This is a genomic window from Bradyrhizobium sp. i1.15.2, from assembly GCF_040548425.1.
Classification (GTDB): Bacteria; Pseudomonadota; Alphaproteobacteria; order Rhizobiales; family Xanthobacteraceae; genus Bradyrhizobium; species Bradyrhizobium canariense.
In genome coordinates, this window is sequence record NZ_JBEPRQ010000035.1 from 34,076 (window position 1) to 53,671 (window position 19,596).

19 protein-coding genes are annotated in these 19,596 nt (G+C 60.4%); 10 read left to right on the forward strand and 9 right to left on the reverse strand.

Annotated features, from left to right (window positions below; genetic code table 11):
* Nucleotides 1-261: 261 nt before the first annotated feature.
* From ABIB80_RS35360 to ABIB80_RS35375, 4 genes are all read left to right on the forward strand, one after another.
* Nucleotides 262-828 carry a hypothetical protein gene (locus ABIB80_RS35360; protein ID WP_354129195.1) on the forward strand — a complete coding sequence of 189 codons (567 nt, stop codon included), beginning with the start codon at nt 262-264 and terminating at the stop codon, nt 826-828.
* Nucleotides 825-1,220 carry a hypothetical protein gene (locus ABIB80_RS35365; RefSeq protein ID WP_354129196.1) on the forward strand — a complete coding sequence of 132 codons (396 nt, stop codon included), beginning with the start codon at nt 825-827 and terminating at the stop codon, nt 1,218-1,220. Before ABIB80_RS35360 ends, ABIB80_RS35365 begins: the two co-directional genes overlap by 4 nt.
* Before the next feature lie 237 nt (nt 1,221-1,457).
* Nucleotides 1,458-2,858 carry a methylamine utilization protein MauJ gene (gene mauJ / locus ABIB80_RS35370; RefSeq protein ID WP_354129197.1) on the forward strand — a complete coding sequence of 467 codons (1,401 nt, stop codon included), beginning with the start codon at nt 1,458-1,460 and terminating at the stop codon, nt 2,856-2,858.
* A 19-nt stretch (nt 2,859-2,877) separates the two neighbouring features.
* Complete coding sequence (locus ABIB80_RS35375; protein WP_354129198.1) at nt 2,878-3,420, forward strand: hypothetical protein; 543 nt, start codon at nt 2,878-2,880, stop codon at nt 3,418-3,420.
* 283 nt (nt 3,421-3,703) lie between these two features.
* Here ABIB80_RS35375 and ABIB80_RS35380 read toward each other — a convergent pair whose 3' ends face one another.
* The 3 genes from ABIB80_RS35380 to ABIB80_RS35390 form a co-directional block, all read right to left on the reverse strand.
* A complete protein-coding gene (locus ABIB80_RS35380) occupies nt 3,704-3,955 on the reverse strand; it encodes a hypothetical protein (RefSeq protein WP_354129199.1) in 252 nt (83 codons plus the stop codon).
* Between the two features lie 222 nt (nt 3,956-4,177).
* The gene (locus tag ABIB80_RS35385) at nt 4,178-5,041 is read right to left on the reverse strand and encodes an alpha/beta fold hydrolase (protein WP_354129200.1); all 864 of its coding nucleotides are present in this window, start codon (nt 5,039-5,041) and stop codon (nt 4,178-4,180) included.
* Between the two features lie 9 nt (nt 5,042-5,050).
* Nucleotides 5,051-7,540 (reverse strand): alpha/beta hydrolase, encoded by a 2,490-nt coding sequence (locus ABIB80_RS35390; protein WP_502918763.1) that lies wholly within the window; start codon nt 7,538-7,540, stop codon nt 5,051-5,053.
* A gap of 155 nt (nt 7,541-7,695) precedes the next feature.
* On the opposite strand from ABIB80_RS35390, the gene ABIB80_RS35395 reads away from it, so the two are divergent.
* The 5 genes from ABIB80_RS35395 to ABIB80_RS35415 all read left to right on the forward strand — a co-directional run bounded on the left by ABIB80_RS35395 (nt 7,696) and on the right by ABIB80_RS35415 (nt 11,075).
* Nucleotides 7,696-8,622 (forward strand): alpha/beta fold hydrolase, encoded by a 927-nt coding sequence (locus ABIB80_RS35395; RefSeq protein ID WP_354129202.1) that lies wholly within the window; start codon nt 7,696-7,698, stop codon nt 8,620-8,622.
* Entirely contained in the window at nt 8,619-9,212 is a 594-nt protein-coding gene (locus tag ABIB80_RS35400) for a hypothetical protein (protein WP_354129203.1), read from the forward strand. The genes ABIB80_RS35395 and ABIB80_RS35400 overlap by 4 nt, the downstream gene beginning before the upstream one ends.
* A 90-nt stretch (nt 9,213-9,302) precedes the next feature.
* Nucleotides 9,303-9,950 carry a CoA transferase subunit A gene (locus tag ABIB80_RS35405; protein WP_354129204.1) on the forward strand — a complete coding sequence of 216 codons (648 nt, stop codon included), beginning with the start codon at nt 9,303-9,305 and terminating at the stop codon, nt 9,948-9,950.
* Nucleotides 9,951-9,954: 4 nt separating this feature from the next.
* Complete coding sequence (locus ABIB80_RS35410; RefSeq protein WP_354129205.1) at nt 9,955-10,605, forward strand: 3-oxoacid CoA-transferase subunit B; 651 nt, start codon at nt 9,955-9,957, stop codon at nt 10,603-10,605.
* Between the two features lie 11 nt (nt 10,606-10,616).
* Entirely contained in the window at nt 10,617-11,075 is a 459-nt protein-coding gene (locus ABIB80_RS35415; protein ID WP_007601243.1) for a MaoC family dehydratase, read from the forward strand.
* A 17-nt stretch (nt 11,076-11,092) separates the two neighbouring features.
* Here ABIB80_RS35415 and fabI (ABIB80_RS35420) read toward each other — a convergent pair whose 3' ends face one another.
* Genes fabI (ABIB80_RS35420) through ABIB80_RS35435 form a run of 4 tightly spaced genes read right to left on the reverse strand, consistent with a single transcriptional unit; the run spans nt 11,093 to nt 16,309 of the window.
* Nucleotides 11,093-11,881 carry an enoyl-ACP reductase FabI gene (gene fabI / locus ABIB80_RS35420; protein ID WP_354129206.1) on the reverse strand — a complete coding sequence of 263 codons (789 nt, stop codon included), beginning with the start codon at nt 11,879-11,881 and terminating at the stop codon, nt 11,093-11,095.
* Nucleotides 11,878-13,092: an acetate/propionate family kinase gene (locus ABIB80_RS35425; RefSeq protein ID WP_354129207.1), complete on the reverse strand. Its 1,215-nt coding sequence runs from the start codon at nt 13,090-13,092 to the stop codon at nt 11,878-11,880. Before ABIB80_RS35425 ends, fabI (ABIB80_RS35420) begins: the two co-directional genes overlap by 4 nt.
* Nucleotides 13,093-13,097: 5 nt before the next feature.
* Entirely contained in the window at nt 13,098-14,060 is a 963-nt protein-coding gene (locus tag ABIB80_RS35430) for a phosphate acetyltransferase (RefSeq protein WP_354129208.1), read from the reverse strand.
* Between the two features lie 23 nt (nt 14,061-14,083).
* Nucleotides 14,084-16,309, reverse strand: coding sequence for a DUF3141 domain-containing protein (locus tag ABIB80_RS35435; RefSeq protein WP_354129209.1), 2,226 nt, complete (start codon nt 16,307-16,309; stop codon nt 14,084-14,086).
* Nucleotides 16,310-16,571: 262 nt separating this feature from the next.
* Between ABIB80_RS35435 and ABIB80_RS35440 the strand changes: the two genes are divergently transcribed.
* On the forward strand, nt 16,572-17,105 hold the full coding sequence (locus tag ABIB80_RS35440; protein WP_354129210.1) for a GNAT family N-acetyltransferase: 534 nt from the start codon (nt 16,572-16,574) through the stop codon (nt 17,103-17,105).
* Between the two features lie 516 nt (nt 17,106-17,621).
* Here ABIB80_RS35440 and fabI (ABIB80_RS35445) read toward each other — a convergent pair.
* The gene (gene fabI / locus ABIB80_RS35445; RefSeq protein ID WP_354129224.1) at nt 17,622-18,404 is read right to left on the reverse strand and encodes an enoyl-ACP reductase FabI; all 783 of its coding nucleotides are present in this window, start codon (nt 18,402-18,404) and stop codon (nt 17,622-17,624) included.
* Between the two features lie 313 nt (nt 18,405-18,717).
* Nucleotides 18,718-19,587, reverse strand: coding sequence for a formate/nitrite transporter family protein (locus ABIB80_RS35450; RefSeq protein WP_354129211.1), 870 nt, complete (start codon nt 19,585-19,587; stop codon nt 18,718-18,720).
* Nucleotides 19,588-19,596 lie beyond the last annotated feature (9 nt).

Here is a 19,596-nt window from a genome sequence, read left to right on the forward strand (position 1 = left end):
CGCGAAAAGCACACGCAGGAAAACCGCACAGCGGCATACAGGTGTAGCCAATCACTCGGCCTTCCCTGCGCGAGGGAAAGTATTGGCATTAAAAGCATAATAAAATCAATGCCATGATGCCGCAGTGTCTACATTCGTGTCGCGATCCGCAGACGACCCGGCCCCGAAAAATTATATGAATGCCTATGAAGCCGTGTGGACGAGGGTGCAGGCTGGCGGCGCGTATAACGGTCGCGCTACAATCAGCGGATGACGAATCCCGTGGCCAAGATGCCGTTCGCACTGCTGACGCTCGGGCTGATGCTCGGCCCGGCCACGACAGCGGCCCATTCGCAGGCGACGGCCACCGCGCCTCCTTCGGCTGAAGGCGAGCTATTCCGCCTTTCTTTCGATCATGCCTTCAACCCGGCGAACCGAGTTGAACTGGCGCGACGGTTCGAGGCCTATTGTCGCGAAGTCCTCGACACCGTGCCGACCAACACGCCCGCCGAGGATGCATGGGTAACTGCGGAATCGAAAACCTCTGACATCAAACGAATAAACCGTCTGGTCTCAACCAAGGAATGGGCACGGCACCGACTCAAGGAAACATTTTCCGAATGTCTCCAAAAGGTACCTTTGCTTCAAAAGGCACAAGTCAACAACGCGCGTTCGGCAGAGGCAGTTCAATTCATCAGTCTGGCCTACAGCTTTAATCAGGTTGCCGATCTTGCCGTGTTCGCTAAGCGGGTTGACTTGAAATCGGAGCTTGCGGTTCCTCTAAACCTCTTCCGGCAGACTCTGATGATTGCGGCAATGCGAACTCTCGATGGGCTCGACGACAAATGACGAGGACGACAATAATCGCCGCGCTGACGCTCGCCGTCCTGGCGACCGACACGCGGGCTGATGTGCTGAGGTGCAAAATCGAAGGCTTCAGCGACAATATTTTTATCACTTCAGCGCCCGACACCAACCAAAACGACGGTCAATACGCGCGGATCGGCATCTCCCCCGGCATCGGAAACAAGGCTTTTGCTTTCGCTGACCGCATGGGGGCTCACGTATTTGTCGAGCTGAACGCGGACGGTACGCCTGTTGGGCTATTGACGGTGCAGAAGGATATGCGCGCGATCAATTCTCGTCAGTCAATCGATCCTTCGGGCATGGTGTTTGCACCATCCCAAGGTGCGGGCGTGTGTACTCGATGCGAGTCGCTAAAGGCTTGTTCGCCACGATGATCAAGTCGGTAATCGCATTGCCTCAATTGAAATATCGATTCTGCCTTCAAGGTTGAGAGTGCCCATAGTTTGCCCTGCAGGTTTCCCCGACCAACTTCTGCCGAACAGCCCGTCCGTTGGCAGCCAAAGCCTCGTACTACGTTCTTCATGCAATCCCATCTTCTTTAACTGGAATTCTCATGCGCAAGCATTCCGAGTTTTTCATCCTAAGCGAGACGAATCTGTAAGCGAGCTGAAATGCTGAATTTAAAGATTCCCGAGGTCAAGGAAGTCATCGTCGGTGAGCTTGCCGTCCACGGCTACTGGCTCGTCGCTAATATCCAAACCGGTGCGACGTGGCCGGTGCACTCCCAAAAAGTTCAGTACCGGGGTGAGACGGTCTGGATCATGCCGGTTACGACCGACCACTTTCCAGCGGTCGCGATGATGGTGCCACCAGGACGAACTCAGCCGGAATGCGAACGTCTGATAATGCAATTTATCAGCACCCTATCGTGGGTGCTGGAAGGAGGCTTCCTCGTCGATGAAATGACCGGCGGCGGGTTGCCGCGGCCCATGGGGCGTAACAAGTCAACTGGCTTCTCCATTTGCGACGAATTCGACCTATCATATTTTCCGGAACCAAATGACAACCGAGCGATGCTTGCGCTGGCGTTGATGCGCGAGGGGCGCGGCCTAAATCATCCGGGATATTCTTTCTTGTCGTTGTACCGAGTTCTCGAAGTCGCGCTGGGGCGCGGCTGGCAGCGTCAGGTCGCATGGATCAACACCCAGATCGCTGGTGGGCTCCACCATCGTGCGAAGGACGCGCTTGAACAGCTTCGTAAGCAAGGCATTGTTGACATCGGTGCGCATCTCTATGCGTCGGGTCGATGCGCCATGGCACACGCGAGCGGCGACCCCGTTATTGACCCCGACGATCCGGCTGATGCTCGCCGGCTTCGGTCAGAACGTCCGATTATGCTGACGCTTGCCGAGATAGCCGTCGAGGAATTTTTTGGCGTCGAACGCAGGACGACGCAATATTCCAAACACCTATATGAACTTGAGGGCTTCAAGCGCATTTTCGGCGACGAACTGGTGAACCATCTCGTCCGCGGCGACGACCCCAGTTGCACACCAATGGTGGATATCCCCCTCATTAGCGTTCAACTCCGGCGACACCCACCGTTTGCGCCCCTGTCGAAGTTGACAATAAAGGAAATGCACCGCGACACCCTGCATTCCGTTCTCTTGATATTCGAGTCGCCCGACGGGCGAACGCAAATGCGATTTCGATTGGACTTTCCGAACGAAAGACTCGTCTTTGATTGGGATCGGGATCTTGGCCATAAGGACATGGGCGATGCCAATAGTGCCGAAGCAATGGCGGAACTTTCCCGATTTAACAAAGAGTATTTCGGCAATGGTCAGCTTCACATTGTGGATGCCGAGACAGGCGAGCTGATATCGCGGAAAGACGCCTTCCTCCCGATGAACATGTATTTGGACCACGAAGCCGCCGATGCTGAGATCGCCCGCTGGAAAGCTCTGGCCGCGGAACGTCGCGACCGCGATGCGCGGTATGGGGATCAAATCGCATGCCACTCGATGGGCTATGACGTGAAGCCCATAAAGCCGGCGAACAGGGACCAATAATCTCCGAGAGCAAGGCACCATGATCGAGATTGTCGGAGGAACGCTGATTGCGTTGGGGATTGTGGTGCTGCTAGTCATCGGCTCCCGCAGTCCAAAGCGCGATAGCGCACTCAAAATCAAGCAATCGCAGCGCGCTCAGCCACCGCCGACAGCGTCCGCGTTGGAAGATCTGATCTGGCACCACGAGAACGATCTCCCACCGCCGGAGGACTACACGGCGCCTGAACGGGAGCGCAAGCAGCAACAGGCACAAGCTGCTGTTGAAAAACGCCGCAAATGGCTTCGTCCGTTCGGTGTGTTCGGGCGGCTCGCCACCTATGCTGTGGCGTTTCTATTACTCTACGCCTATTGGCCGGCAGACATCTCGCACAAACCCTTTGCCAGCCTCACGCTATCCGACCTGCTTGGCACCGCAGCTGCGGTCGCCATCGGCTTTGGCCTCATACGAGCCCTGTTCGAGCCGAGCGACGAGGAAGACATCAAGGATGCGTGGGGCTGGGTCGGCGTGGCAATCGTTGGGCTGGCGGTAGTTGCCATGTTCTATTTTTCGTCGCAGCGCTGAAGGCGCCGAACGGCTAGGGAACGCGATGTGACAGAGCGTTCTTCCAGCGGAACGCCTCAATACTGTGGTCGCTTCAGCAGCTCCGGCAACCGGGAGATTGCCTTTGCAATCCTTCTCGCCTCGTCTCGGGTCAGAAATTGCTCGGCATATTGATACGGGCGTCGGTGAAGGTCTTCGCGGTGGGGCACAGAGCAGACGGAGAAGCCGTTTGCGTCCTTCACGCGGAAACATTGCTCCTCCTCCACCATCACCCACGGCGCCGGAAACCGCCGAAGGTTGTCCATTACATCCTGCGGTTTGCCGGAGTGCCCCTTATCGGCTTGCCGGACGCATAGGTTGGGCTTTCCTTTGCAGCCAACACCTGCCGGTCTCGCTCAGCGCAGAGGTCATCCACCTTGCTCGGCATGCGAAGCACGGTCTCAGCCGAGGCGGTAGATAACCCGGCTCGCTGCAATTGAAGGATTTCCTTGCGCTGGCGGCTTACCTGCGAGCGCATGCGCTCGATTTCCGAGCGGACATATTCGAGTGTGGGCATTGAAAAACCTGAGATCTCTCTCAATAGAACAAATAGAGAACAATGTGTCAAGCTGATGTGCCGACCTTTACGCGGGCGATGTCTGCTGCTGAATATTTCGAGCAGCTGGAAAGAAGCCTGAGCGCCTCAGTTGGCGATGCGCAAACGGCTGAGCGTCTCGGCTAGCATCGTCCGAATGCCTTCGGCGGATGGATTGATGTCGGCGATGGCTCATTCCTCTAGTTACTTCGCAAGTCCGCCGAACCATGCGCCGAAATAGCCGGCGTAGAGCGCGGGCAATTCAAGATTCATCGAATGTCCGACACGAGGCACGATGACAAGGCGGCAATCCGGCATTGCCTCCGCCATCATGATTAAGTCGGCAGGCGGAATCCAGCCGTCCCACTCACCCCACAAGACCAGATGCGAATGCCCGATATTCGGCATCCGGCGCTCCAGCTCCCGACTCTCCCGCTCGCGGGTGAGATTGACCGGCGTGCCGATCCAGATGCCCTCCGAGACGCCAAAGGTCTGCTCGATAATCCGGTCGAAAAGCGCCTGGATGTCTGTGATCCCGGCTCGGAATTGCGGAATCATATTCGGCGCCATGCTCTCCGGAACGAACAGCGATGAGGCCGCGGTCGCCATCACTGACCGCGTCACTTCCTTGCTCGCCATCATGGCGCGGAACAGCCCGATCTGGTCGGCATTAAAAGCCATGCCGAGCGGCGTGACCGGGTCAAGCGCAAATACCCGCCCGAATCGCTGTGGCTGCATCAGGAGCATGCGGGCCGCGATGATGCCGCCAGTCGAATGCGTTGCTAAATGGCAGTATCCAATGTGCAGCGTATCGAGCGCGGCCAGCATGTCCTCCGCATGCTGCTGCATCGTGTAGTTGGTGTAGTCGACGGTAGGCTTCGGCCGGTCGCTGTCGCCGCAGCCGCGCCAGTCGATGCCGATGACGCGAAGACCAGAAGGAAACAGCGGGGCAGCGAGCTCGATCCAGTCCTTGCTGGCGAGATTGCCATGGATGAAGACGACCGTGACGTCGCCTCGTCCCCACTCTCGCCAGCCCAGCTGGATTTCGCCCGCCTGCACCCTTGGCATGAACAGGTCCTACTTGTTCAGACCGGCGGTGGGCGCGGCACCGGCCGGCGTCGGCGCCACCGGCAAGGCAGAGACCACCGAGCCCTTGATCATGCGGTCGGTCCCAAGCGGCGAGGAGGTATCGACACTTCCCTTGGTGACGAAATCGATGACGTCTACCGGGTATTCGACGGGGTTATCCGTGTGGATGAAGTGCCCGGTCTCTGGGTAGATCTTCAGGATTGGGCGATTGCCCGCATTGGTCATGCGTGTCATGAACGGAGTAATGGCGTCGCGTCCGAGGTCCGTCAGCCCGTTGAATGCCGGCGTCGGGATGAACGGCTCCTTGTCCCCGAAGGCGAGGAAGATCGGCGCCTTGATCTGCGTGAGCCGCTCGTAGAGGTTCTTCGGATCGTCCTGCTGGAGCTCCGCGCCGATCGTGTAGATGTCGTAGATGAAGATGTTACACCACTGCTCCATCTCCTTCGGATTGCCCTTGGTCAGCCCGACGCGCTGCTCGGTGTGGAGGCGGGCATATTCGCTGTCGCTGAAGAAATAGCCGCTTTTCGCCGCCGACACCGCGCCGTTCTCCGGGTCACGCTTTTTGAAGTAGAAGAAGTCCCGGATGTTCTGCTCGTCACGCGCCTTCTCTGCGGCGAGGATCCCGGTCTGGTCCCAGGTCGCCCTCCACTTGTCAAAGTCGTGATCGAACGAACGGTCGAACAGCGGCGCCTTCTTGCCCTTTGAGATGGTTATCTCGCGCGGATACTCCTCAAGACCGGACGGCGCCTCCAGCGCCAGGCCCTGCACCGCATCCGGCCAAGTCAGAGCGTAGCCCATCACGAACTGCCCGCCGAGCGAATGGCCGAGATAATACGCGTTCTTGACGCCTAGCTGGTTGGCGACGAGGTCGTAGATGACCTCGCGCATGTCCTGCATCGTGCGCGCCGGACTCTTGTCGAGATTGCCGGGTCCGGACATGCCATAATGCGGCAGGTCGGGCACGATCACGCGAAGGCCGCTGCGCAGCGCATACTGCATGATGTTGCCGTAGTGACCGCCGAAAGCGCCTTTGCCATGGATGACGACGAGGACCTTCGGATCCTTCTCCGTGCCGGCGTATTCATCCATGTAGCCGATCTGCCAGGAATTGCCGCTTTTGTCTTTGGCATTGGCGTATTTGACCGGATAGGGATAGGTCACGAACCCTTTCCAGAACGACTTTTTAGGGTCGATATTCTCGGCAACGCCGGGCACGCGATAGTTCTTGTCAACGAACTTCTGCGCACGATCGAGGCTTGCCACGTCATCCATGAATGCGACGAACTTCGGATCGTTCTTGCGATGATTGACGATCGAGAACACGCCGTAATGGGCGACCGGGCTCTCCTCGGCGATGATCTGAGCGCCTGGCACTCGATCGACGGCTCGCTCGGCCAGCTTGTAGTTGAGCCACTGGTCGTTAGTGATGTGCATCACCATCGTGCGGGCCTGGATACGGCCGAGATAGGAATTGACGTTGTGGGTCTCGCCCACCCGGTTCCGCCAGACAAGATCGACGGCGTCGTAAAGCTTGGCTCGCGTGACTACGCTGCTGCCTGCCTTCTCATTCGGCGGCTCCCAATAAAACACCTCGGGTTGCACTGCTGCGAAGCTTTGCGTGGTTCGGAACGCGAAGTCGTAGCCGGTCAGCCCGAGCACCGACCAGCCAAAGGCAACGCCTGGCAAAGGGTGCTTTTCCTTAGGCAGGTTGTAGTAATCACCCTTCGTGGCCTGCCAGACTGGATCGGCTTCTATTGCCGCCGTCATCAGCTGAAAGGTCCAGTTGCCGACGGGATCCTCGGCGTCGGACTGCGTGGTGCCGCCGATCGGCATTAGGCCGCCGATGAATTCGGGGTGCATCACACCCCAGACATAGGTCTGCGTGCCGCCCATCGATACACCAGTGACCAACGCGGCACGGCTGACCTTCAAGCCGTCGCGCAACATGCGGTAGTTCGCCTGCACCATGTCATAGTAGCTGTACTGCGGAAACTTGATGCCGAGCCCATCGGACGGCTTGCTGGCCCCCCAGGTCCCGAGCGGGTCGACCATGACAACGTAGTAGCGGTCGGTGTCGATCGGCCGACCTGGGCCGATGATCGGCACGGTACCGGATAAGGCGGTGCCCTTGACCCACTGCTCATACATGTCGGTGGAGTCGCCGGAATAGTATGAGTTGATGACAACGGCATTGGTGATCTCACCGGCCGCGTTGCGCCGCGGCGTACCGACGGCGATATAAGCCGAGTGCAGTTTGCCGGCACCAAGCGATTCCAGCGTGACACCGCCCTCGCCGCCATTCTCCCACTTCGAGGGATCGGCCAGATCGTACTTGCCCCCCAGTCGAAAATTCGCGATCTCGTAGGTCTTTTTCAGCCCGTCATGCTGCATCTGCGACGAGCGGCGCGTGAAGGGCTGCGCAATCGCGAGCGATGTCCCGATCAACAGCAACAGCAGGCTGATGAGATATCGCCGCATGACATGTCTCCCGATCATGGCGAATTCCTCCGGCAGGTTGTGATTTTTGTCAAAGGTTAGGAGGGGACGCGGCGCGACCTTTGATCTAGCGCAAGGGAATTCGCACCGCCCGCGCGAGACTGTTTTGAGAACGAGTTACATGCCGGGGCGCCGCGATGCCTTTCCTCACGCACGGCTCCTACCGGATCCGGTATGAGCTCGACGGTCCTGTGACGGCGCCGGCCTACGTGCTGGTCAATGGACTGACCCAATATTCCGAACTGTGGACCGCTTATCGCGACGCGCTCATCGCACGAGGATTTCGCGTTGCGACATTCGATCTCCTCGGCCAGGGCGCCTCTGATAAGCCGACGCTTTTCATCGAACAGGACGACCATGTCCTTGCGCTACATCGCCTGATCGAGATGCTCGGTGAAGGTCCGGTCTTCCTCAGTGGAATTAGCTTCGGCGGTCTGATCGCGCTGCGCTACGCGATCGAGCATGGGGCGCGCCTCTCGGGGCTGGTGCCAATGAGTTGCTTTGCCGAGCTTTCGCCTCAGCTTCTCCTGATCGGCAACGCACTGCGCACCGGCTTGATTTTGGGTGGAACCGGCTATCTCCAGGATCTGCTGCTGCCGATGAATCTGTCCGATGCATGGTTGAAGCCGCTGTTGGACAAGCTCGACGGGGTCAAGCGGCAGGGCTGGTTGGTCAATGACCTCTACGCGTTGCAGAACCTGATGGAGTCGTTCCTCGACTTCCAGCCGCTGACGCCCAAACTCGCCTCGATCGCCGTCCCAACCATGATCCTGAACGGAGAGTTCGACTTCCTGACGCCGCGCGCCCTACACGAGACCCTGCGGGTCGAAATCCCCAACAGCGCGCTCGTGATCATCCAGAGGGCCTATCACGCTTTCACGTTGGAGAAGGGTGCGCTCACAGCCGACCTGCTCGCGCGCTTCGCCGATGACGTGCTGGCTGGACGCTGGCAAGGTAACAAAGCGGTTTGGATTGCGCCCGAAGATCCTGGTGGTGAGCTCTCTCCATTTCCCGCCGGCTACGACCATCTGCGTGCCATCCCCGTCCAGAGGACCGGGGCATGAGCGGACTTCTCGGACCACTCGACTTCGAAGGCCGCGTGCCACACGGCCAGCAGACCCGCGTCGCCGCTTTCCTGATCTCGGCCCATGGCGCTCTCGCAAGGCAATTCGCCCTCGCCCTGCCGGCGAAGTTCGAGGCCGGTTGGCAGACAGAATTGAACGCTCAGTTCTACCGAGAGAGCGAGATCGTCTCGCTTCTGATGCGCGCAACCACATGGGTGCCGGACCTCGCCCTGGGCTATATGGCCATATCCTGGGAGGCCGCCTGGCTTTCGCCGCCGAACGAAGGCATTGCCGATCGCTCTCTTTGGCAAGCAGTCCATCTCGCCACGCTCGCGCATGCCGTCCACGCCGCAATCCGGCCAGCGGCGTTGCTACCGGTCGAGGCAAACGCGAATGACCCCTTCGTGATGGCGTTGCGCCGCATCGAGTTCGAGAGCGGGCGTCTGTTACAGGCACAGATTCTGTTCCTGAAAGGTCCCGACCTATTACCCTTCCGCGACACCATCAACACAGTCCTGGAAAGCCGACACACCGAACTGCGCAAGCTCTGGCACGACACGCTCGCGAGCGTAGGAATCGTCCGCGAATGATGGAGAGCCTTGACGCAGATCAAAGCAGCGCGACCTCGGCCCTTCAGGATTCATTGGCCGCCCTAGACGCGCCGACCGGAGTTCTCCCTCATGAAGGCCATTTCCCTCGAAGAAGCCGTCGCAATGATCCCGGCCGGGGCGAGTGTCATGGTCGGTGGGTTCATGGGTGTCGGAACACCGGAGCGTCTGCTCGACGAAGTGGTGCGTCAGAAGAAGGGCGGTCTGTCGCTGATCTGCAACGACGCGGCGATCCCCGGCAAGGGAGTCGGCAAGCTGTTTGACGCGGCGCTGGTCGCGCGATTGACCGCAACGCATATCGGTCTCAATGCGAAGGCACAGCAACAGATGCTGACAAACCAGATCGCTGTTGATCTGGTACCGCAGGGAACGTTCGTCGAGCGCATTCGTGCGGGTGGATGCGGGCTGGGGGGAGTTTTGACGCCAACCGGCGTCGGCACGCTGGTTGCTCAGGGGAAGCGCGAGATCGAAGTCGACGGAAAGCCTTTTCTGCTGGAGACAGCCTTGCGTGCACAGTTTGCGCTAGTGCACGCCTTCCTTGCCGACTACCTCGGCAACTTGGCGTACGCACTGACCTCGCGCAACTTCAATCCAGTCATGGCGATGGCCGCCGACACCGTGATCGTCACGGCGGAGAACATTGTGCCAATCGGCGTGATCGCGCCCGACCATGTCGTCACCCCGGCGCCGCTCGTCGACTACCTCATTACAAACGGGTGACGACATGGATCCGCAGATCATCATCGCCCGGCGCGTCGCCAAGGAGCTTCGGAGCGGCGACCTCGTCAATCTCGGAATCGGTATCCCAACGCTGGTCGCGAACTACGTGCCAACGGACCTGAAGGTATTCTTCCAGTCGGAAAACGGCCTGATCGGAACGGGGCCTATCCCCGAGCAAGGCCTGGCGCATCCGACGCTAACGGACGCAGGGGGGCGCCCGATCAGCGCGCTGCCCGGGGCCTCGACCTTCGACAGCGCGATGTCGTTCGGACTGATCCGCGGCGGCCATGTCGACGTCACGGTGCTTGGCGGCCTTCAAGTGGATGCCCATGGCCATCTCGCCAACTGGATGATCCCGGGCAAGATGGTTCCCGGCATGGGCGGCGCCATGGATCTCGTGAGCGGCGCGAAGCGGGTCATCGTCGCCATGCAGCACGCAGCAAAGGGCAAGCCGAAGATTGTTGCGAAATGCAGCTTGCCGTTGACATCGGCGCGGCCAGTGAATCTGGTCGTCACCGACATGGCTGTGATCGGCTTTGCCGATGGCAGGGCGACGCTTCTTGAGACCGCGCCGGGCGTCACGATCGGCGAAGTGACGGCTGCGACAGAAGCCGACCTCCTCGTCGGCGACCATGTCCCGGAGATGATGATCTGAAGGTGAAGGACATGCGGATATTCGGCAATTTTGATGAGATAAGATCTGCGGTCGGCACCGAAATCGGCGCCAGCGACTGGATCGAGGTGACGCAGGATCGGATCAACAAGTTTGCGGAAGCGACCTGCGATGAACAGTGGATCCATGTCGACCAGGAGCGCGCGAGGAAAGAAATGCCCGGCGGCACCACCATCGCCCATGGCATGCTGTCCCTGGCGCTGGCACCGATGTTCATCCGCTCGGTGATGGGGTTGAAAGGCCTCCGAAACACCCTGAACTACGGCGCCGACAGGATCAGGTACCTTTCGCCGGTCCCGGCGGGCTCAAAGCTGCGTGGCCGCGTCAGCGTTGCTGAGACGGAGGACGTCCCTCCCGACGGGCTGCGCGTGAACTATCATCTGGTCATCGAGATCGAAGGCGGCAATCGACCGGCCTGCGTGGCCGAGCTAATCGCCCTGCACTATCGCTGAGTCGCGTCCCGTCCTCATCAATCGATGATGTGATAACCACCATCAATATAGAGAACGCTTCCCGTAATGAGCTTGGCTCCGTCGAGCGCGAGAAATGCCGTGGCATTGCCGACGTCGTCAATGCTGACGAGACTGCGCGACGGGGCCTTCGATTGCGCCTTGTCCATCAGTTCATCGAATTCGGGAATGCCTGATGCCGCGCGCGTGGCCAGCGGTCCGGGCGAAATCGCGTGCACGCGGATGCCCTTCGGGCCCAGCTCGGCAGCGATGTAGCGCACCGAAGCCTCGAGCGCAGCCTTGGCCACGCCCATGACGTTGTAGTTCTCAACCACCATCTGACTGCCGTAATAAGTCATCGTGAACATGGTGCCTCCGTTCTTCATCAGCGGCTCGGCCAGATGCGCCATGCGCATGAAGGACCAGCAGGAGACCTCCATCGTCTTCAGGAAGCCGTCGCGAGCGACGTCCACCACACGTCCGTGCAAGGCTTCCTTCGGTGAGAATGCGATCGAGTGAAGCAGGAAATCGAGCTGGCCCCAGTCCTTCTCGATCCGCCCGAACACGTCTTCGGTCTGTCCCTCCGTCATCACATCGAGTGGCATGAAAATAGAGGCTTCAAGTGCCTGCGCGAGAGGTTCGACATGCTTCTTTGCGCGCTCGTTCAGATAGGTGACGGCGAGATCGGCGCCGAGGGCGCGAAAGGCCTTGGCGCATCCCCAGGCGATCGACTGGTCGTTGGCGATGCCCACGACGAGGCCTTTTTTCCCCTTCAGGGCAATCTTGGTATCCGGGAATACGGGAATCATGATGCCCTCTCCTGTCTTTGATTGGTCGATGTTCGTTTCATCAGCACTGACAGAGTATGCTGCGCGATCATCAGTTCCTCGTCGGTCGGCACCACATAGACTGGAATGCGACTGTCCGGACCCGAGATCAGCGGTGAGTGGCGCGTATTCTCGGCTTGATTGAGGGTGACGCCCAGCCACGCGAGCTGACGAACGACATGCGCGCGAATTGTTGCGGAATTTTCGCCGATGCCGGCTGTGAACACAAAGGCGTCCAGCCCCTGCAGCGCTGCGGCAAGCATCCCCGCATTGAGCCCTATGCGATAGCTGAAATAATCGATAGCCAGTCTGGCTCTCGGATCCTCACTGCTCTCCAGCTCCCGCATATCGTTGCTGATGCCGGATAACCCCTTCAAGCCGCAATCGCGGTAAAGGAAGTTCTGGATATTGGAGGCCGACATCCCCTTCTCGGAAATGAGATAGAGCACAACCCCGGGATCGATCTGACCGGGGCGCGTTCCCATCGGAAGCCCGTCGAGGGCGGTGAAGCCCATGGTGCTCTCGACACTTCGTCCCGCGCTAAGAGCGCACATCGAGGCGCCGCTTCCGAGGTGAGCGACGATCACCCGCCCATTCGCGGTTTTCGGCGCGACCTTGGGCAAGGTCTTCGCGATGTATTCGTAGGAGAGACCGTGAAAGCCGTAGCGACGCACGCCTTCGGCATAAAGATGATGCGGGATCGCATAATGATCGGCCACGGCGCTATGCGTGCGATGAAATGCAGTATCGAAACAGGCGACCTGCGGAAGCTCTGGTAAATTGCCGAGAATCGAACGGATTGGCGCCAAATTATGCGGCTGATGCAGCGGTGCGAGCGCGATGAACCGCTCCAGCCGGGTCACGACACCATGATCGATTTGAATTGGCCGGTCGTAGTCCGGGCCACCGTGAACAACGCGATGACCGACAGCGATCGGGTGAATGCGTTGCTCGTCCCGCAACCAGGCGCCGGCAATGTCCATCGCGGCCGGAACGTCCGGCACCGCCTCGATTGGATAGGCGCGATCCGCAAGCGGATCGCTGGTGGAGCCACTCGCGCGTAAACGCGGGCGGCTGCCGATCCCATCCATCTGCCCTTTCAGCTGTCGCCGCAATATTCCGTCACCCTCGATCGAGTAGACCTGGAACTTGACGCTGGAGGAGCCGGCATTGACCACAAGGATGGTGTCCATGGCGTTCACGCGGCAATCGTTGGAGCACGCCGGCGCCGGGCATGGGCATACAGCGCAGCGACCGCGCACGAGGCCATCCGCGCACGCGCCGAATCCGCGCGCGACGTCAGGACGACCGGGACCCGGGCACCGAGCACGATGCCGGCGCCGTCCGCCTTGGCGAAATAAGCGAGATTCTTTGCCAGCATGTTGCCGGCCTCCAGGTCAGGAACGACGAGGATCTGCGCGCGACCGGCGACCTCGGACTTGATCCCCTTGATCCGCGCCGCCTCCACGTCGATCGCGTTGTCGAAAGCCAGCGGTCCGTCGAGGATCCCTCCGGTGATCTGCCCGCGGTCCGCCATCTTGCAGAGTGCTGCCGCCTCGATCGTCGACGGAATTTTCGAGGTCACGGTTTCAACCGCTGACAGGATTGCCACGCGCGGCGATTTGCCGAACCCAGCTTCCACGTACAGATCGATCGCGTTCTGGATGATGTCGCGTTTGGCGTCCAGATCAGGGAAGATGTTGATGGCCGCGTCCGTCACGAAGATGGTCTCGGCATAGGCCGGCACGTCCATCACGAAGACATGGCTGATGCGCCGGTCGGTGCGCAGACCCCCGGCCTTCGCGGTGACGGCGCGCATCAATTCGTCTGTGTGCAAGCTGCCTTTCATCAACAGCTCACCTCTTCCGGCGTGGATCAGCTCTACCGCCTTTGCAGCGGCTTCATCGCTATGTGCTGCGTCAACAAGCTCAAAGGCCGCGATGTCGAGACCGTGCCTGGCGGCCGTATCCCGGATCTTCCTTTCAGGTCCGACCAGGAGCGGCCGGATAATGCCGGCCTGTGCACTATCGACAGCGCCGCGCAATGAGCTTTCATCGCAGGGATGCACAACGATAGTTGGCGCCGGCGGCACGGCCTGCGCGGCGGCGATCAAACGGTCGTACTTGCTCGGAGACTGTGTCGGCGACGTGTCGGCTGACATGAGCCGGTTCCTTCCAGACAGTGTTACGATGCCTTGGCCTTGGGGTCGAAAGGGGCAACGTTCGACGCCCTCCCCGACGTTTCGGCGTCGAGACCGAACAGCTGGGCGACACGCTGCAGACGGCTGGCGCGCTCGCCTGTGATGTCCTCGCTGGCCGACAGCACCTCGCTCATCGTCGTGAAAGCCGCGCGGCGTTGATCGACATCGTCGGGAAGCAACTTCGGGATAACGGCCAGCGCCGCCTCGCGATCGAGCAGCAGCATGAAGAACTGCTCGCGAACCAGCATCTTAAATTCGGCGAGCGTTAATCGCGCTCCGCTATCGTCGCGACGAGCCTGACGCAACGCCTCGATGCTGCGTTCATCCACCATTCCTCTCGCCGAGCCGATATAAAGCAGGGCGCGGATGGCCGCCTCGCGAAGCCCGCCTTCGCCAATCCTGGATCGGAGCTCGGCGATCCGTTTGTCGAGCATGGCACGGTGTTCGGCCGGCATCTCGCGCCGGGGCGACGGTTCAGCTTTCGGATCTATGCCGACCGCCGCCTGTAGCGCCGGCGAGCCGTAGACGTTGAGGAAGATCGCCTCGCTCATCGCCTCCTGCGAATCGCGCCAGCTGTCCAGGGCATGAACGATCTGCTTGGAGACCTGCTCCTGAAATGCCAGGAACGGATTGTCCTTCGAAACCTGCTTGCGGTTCTCTTCTAGCCCTTCCGCTGCCGATTTCACCGCTTTCATCCACGGATTTTGGCTGCTGAACGCCTCATACTGCGTCCGTAGCGGATGCAGATTACGCATCAACTCTGCCGTTTGCGGCGCTACCATTCCCTTGATCCACGGCTGCACGAACTTGCGATAGGCGGCAAGATTAAGCTCCGAGACGCGTTTGGCCGCGGCAAAGCGGCGCTCGTCCTCAGGCGAATTGCCGCCCATGGCCCGAATATCCTCAAGCGTTCGGGCCTCGCAGCGCATTACCCATTGGCCAACAACGAGATCGGAACTGGTGGTTTCCTCGTCCTTGGCTTCGAACGTCGCTTCGTAAAGGCCGGGCGGTAGTACATCGATTAAATCGATGTTGCTGGAAAATTCAGCGTGCTCCTTCTTGGCGACGCCGCCCGAGACGAAGATGCCGAGATGGCCGACGCTCTCGTGAACGGTATAAACGATCGTTTGCCCATAGGCCCTGATGTCATCCACGTCGGCGTAGCATTCGAGGATCCAACCCAGCGCCTGCTGCGGCGGAGTGATGTTGTCGCCCTTGGAGCAGAACACCACGATCGGCGAACTGATGTTGCGCAGGTCTACCTTCTGCCCGTCGGATAGGGTGATATTGCCGGCGGCCAAGTTGTTGCCAACGAAGAGTTCGTCGACAATGAACTGAATCTCCTCCGCGTTGAGATTGACGTGCCCACCCCACCAGCGCTCGAATTCAAGGTAGCGATCGGCTTCGGTATCGACCTTCGAATAGACATTGTACTGCTTGGTCCAGAGCGTGTTCGACGGGTTTTGGCCTTCGAAGTTCTGGACCAGCCAGGCACCATCGAACTTCCCACCGCCGAGATCGCTGACGAGCGCAGTTAGCCAGCTTCCGCCCAGCAGGCCGCCCGAATATCGCATCGGATTTTTGCCATGCACGCCCGCCCAGTACGCGAGCGGGGCTCCGGCTATGATCAGGGGGCCGAACAGATCGGGCCGAACCGAAGCCAGGATCATGACCGCCCAGCCGGCCTGGCAATTGCCTATGACGCAGGGTTTCCCGTCAGCATCCGGATGACGGCTGATCACGTGTTCGATGAACAGTGCCTCGGCACGCGCGACGCGCTCGATCGTCTGGCCCGGCATCGGCTCCGGCAGGAAGCCGATGAAGTAGCAGGGATGTCCCGCCTTCATCGCGACGCCGATCTCGCTGTCGGCCTTGAACCCGCCGATGCCTGGACCGTGCCCGGCGCGCGGATCAATCACGATGAACGGCCGCCGCGCGGAATCGATTTGGGTGCCGGCTGGCGGGATGATGCGGACAAGCGCGTAATTGACGGGTTCGTCCAGCTTGCGGCCATCGATGATCAGTTCGGCCGCATATTGCAGAACGTGGGGAGCGGTTTGGGCGACGTGCTCCCGATATTGGTCGCCGCGCCGGCGCATCACATCGAGAAAGAGTATGCTCCGTTGTCCCGCATCGACCATGTATTCAACCGCCGACGCGACGAGGCCGGACATCGGACCACCGGGCGATCCAGGCACTTCCATCTGCATGCTCCGACCTCTGTGTCGCATGAATCCATCCAAAGCCCGCCGCAACTGCAGGCCTTTGATATAGGTCAATGCTGGACGGCGAGTACGCCGACCCAGTCGTGTCACGTCGGTCATCCCGCCCGAATTTGTCGAGCTGACTGCCGAGATTCAGGCCGCCCGCTTTTTGCGGGCCCTTGATACAAATCAAACGGTCAACCGACCGCCCGTTCATAGACGAGCCTCAGGCCGACGTGTTTTCCGGCCGCCCGAGCCAAGACCTCGCATGTCGGACATCGCTCATTACAGCGTGACGGAACACTTGCGGGACGGCAGCACGGCTGAAATCCGAGCGTTGCGGCCGACCGACGAGACGGCTGTCCTCGACGCGCTGGATCAGACCAGCAAGCAGTCGTTGCAGCGCCGTTTTTTTGGGATCAAACGTCATTTCTCTGACAAGGAGCGCGCGTTCTTCATGGATGTCGACTTCATGAATCACGTCGCGCTGGTGTGCGAGGTCGAGAATCCCGAACGGACAATGATGGTCGGAGGCGCTCGATATGTCGTGTTTGAGCCCGGACGAGCCGAGGTGGCGTTCGTCGTCATCGACGCTTGGCAGGGCCGAGGCATCGGCTCCATCTTGATGCGCCACCTTGGCGAGATCGCCTCCAATAACGGATTGCGCGAGCTGACTGCGGAGGTCCTGCCCGAAAATAAGTCAATGCTGGTGGTGCTCGGCAAGTTTGGCTTCAGGCGGGACGGGAACGGGGACCCACACACCGTCCGTTTGGCACTGCACCTCGGCCAAGAGGGTCAGTGACGACGGGCGCTGGGCAGGTGACCTAAGTAGATTCGATCTATCTCAAGTCTCCTGCTGAAGCGGCCCTCAATTTGAGAGAGACGCATCCATCGCTTCGCCGCGCTGGCCGGGCGATCGGACGCTTCTATGGAGGTTGATATGATCAGGTCGCCCGGAATCGCTGCATTCGCCTTCTTCTTCGCAGTACCGGCTCAGGCGATGACACCTGCCCCGATTGCGCAGCCCGAAGGCCTGATTACGGAAGTCGCTGCTGCCTGCGGCGTCGGCAGGACACGTATCAACGGCGTGTGCGTAGCAAGGACGACTGTCCGTCATACCCGTCGGGCGGTCCGCAGATGTGTGAGAGGGACGACGTGCTGATTGTCCACAAGGACAATACGCAAATGGGCATCCTCGTGACTAGAACTGGAGAGTACCGACCCCAACGGTACGTCGACGCCCGGGCCTCAGTCTTCCAGACTGAGGCCGTCACATTTCTGATGTGGGCGTTTGAGCCGAAGAAGGGCTGCGGCGGGGTCAGTCAACCAAGTGGTACCCGCCGTCGATATAGATGGTATCCCCGGTAATTAGCCTAGCGACGTCGTGCGCGAGGAAAGCCGTCGCGGCACCGACGTCCTCAATGCTCACGAGGCGGCGTGCCGGCGCCTTTTCTTTGGCCTTCTCGAGCAGCCTGTCGAACTCAGGAATGCCTGACGCGGCGCGGGTAGCCAAAGGCCCCGGAGATATCGCGTGTACCCTGATGCCCTTCGGGCCTAGTTCTGCGGCTGCGTACCTCACCGCACTCTCCAGCGCGGCCTTCGCGACGCCCATCACATTGTAGTTCTTAACTACGGACCGACTACCGTAGTAGGTCATCGTGAATATAGTCCCGCCCGTCTTCATCAGCGGCTCGGCGAGCTTTGCCATGCGCAGAAAGGTCCAGCAGGAAACGTGCATGGTGGTCAAAAAGCCGTCCAGCGGCACATCGATGACCCGTCCGTGCAGTGCCTCCTTGGGCGCGAAGGCGATAGAGTGCACTACAAAATCCAAGCTGCCCCACTCCTTGCCGATGCGCTCGAAGACCGCCTCCATTTGGCCGGGGACCTGCGCATCGAGCGGCATGACGATCGGAGCTTCCAGCGCTTGCGCAAGCGGCTCGACATGCTTCCTGGCCTTGTCGTTTAGGTAGGTGACGGCGAGCTCAGCGCCGAAGGCGCGGAAAGCCGCGGCGCAGCCCCACGCGATCGACTTGTCGTTCGCTATGCCCACGATCAGCCCCCTCTTACCCTCCAGCAGCTTGGCCTTGACCGCAGGAATCAAGCGGGCATTTCCTTTCTTCGGCTGCTCCAGGGACTCGCCGCGCGCATAGCGCTGCGCCGCCTGCTTCAGGGTAGCGAAGGCCTGGCTCCGGTCTTTGGCCTCTGCGGTCCTGGCGATCTCCTCGCCGTTCACCTTGAGCTGCCCCTCACCCCACGGCGCGACGCTGATCTCGAAGCGGTCTTGGCCGGAAATGGCAAAGAACTGCTGGAGAGTGGCCCCTTTGCCTACGGGAATCTCTCGGTTCGGCGCCCAGTCGGCATTCCGCAGCGGCATGACCATGATCCTTTTGCTCGAGGTTTTCGAAATCCGGTGTCTACTTGCCGCCAACGCGCTCCTTGCCGAACGCCGCACGGTAGATCGTCCAGTATGCGATGCCCACCATACCGGCGCCGCCCACGACGTTGCCGAGCGTCACCGGAACGAGGTTGTGGAGGATCCCGCTAGCAGTGATCGCCGAGCTGTCGAATCCCTCCGGCGTGTGCCCCGTGCGTACCAGCAGCCAGGCGAGCGGTAAGAAATACATGTTGGCGACGCAATGCTCGAACCCAGCCGCGATGAAGGCGGAGACCGGCAGCACCACCGCAACGATCTTGTCCGCGACCGACTGGCCGGCATAGGCGAGCCAGACCGCCGCGCAGACCAGCACGTTGCACAGGATGCCCTTGACGAACAGCGTCAGGACGTCGGGCCGGATCTTGCCGGCGGCCGTGTTCAGCACCGACAGGCCAACGCGCCCGTCGTTCATGTCGAGGTGATGAGACAGGAAGACCAGGACGACCAGGCCGAGAGCGCCGAGGAAGTTGCCGATAAAAACCACGGTCCAGTTGCGGAGCATCGTCAACGTCGAGACCTTGCCGCTGGCCCAAGCCATCACGATCAGGTTGTTGCCGGTGAACAGTTCGGCGCCGCCGACCAGCACGAGCACCAGACCGAGCGTAAAGGCGAGCCCGCCGAGCAGCCGCGTCGCCGCAAAGCCCAGCGTAGGATCCGAGGCGATGACGGTATAGTAAAGTGCGCCGAAGCCTACCCCGCCGCCGGCGACCACCGCGAGCATCAGGGATGCCGCGAACGGCAGTTGCGCCTTCTTGACCCCGACCTTCTCAACCGCCTCCTTGATCTCGGCCGGGCTGAAGGCCTGCAGGTTGAAGATCGCGGGCTGCGGCGCGGGCGCTCGGTCCGACATCCCCAGGCT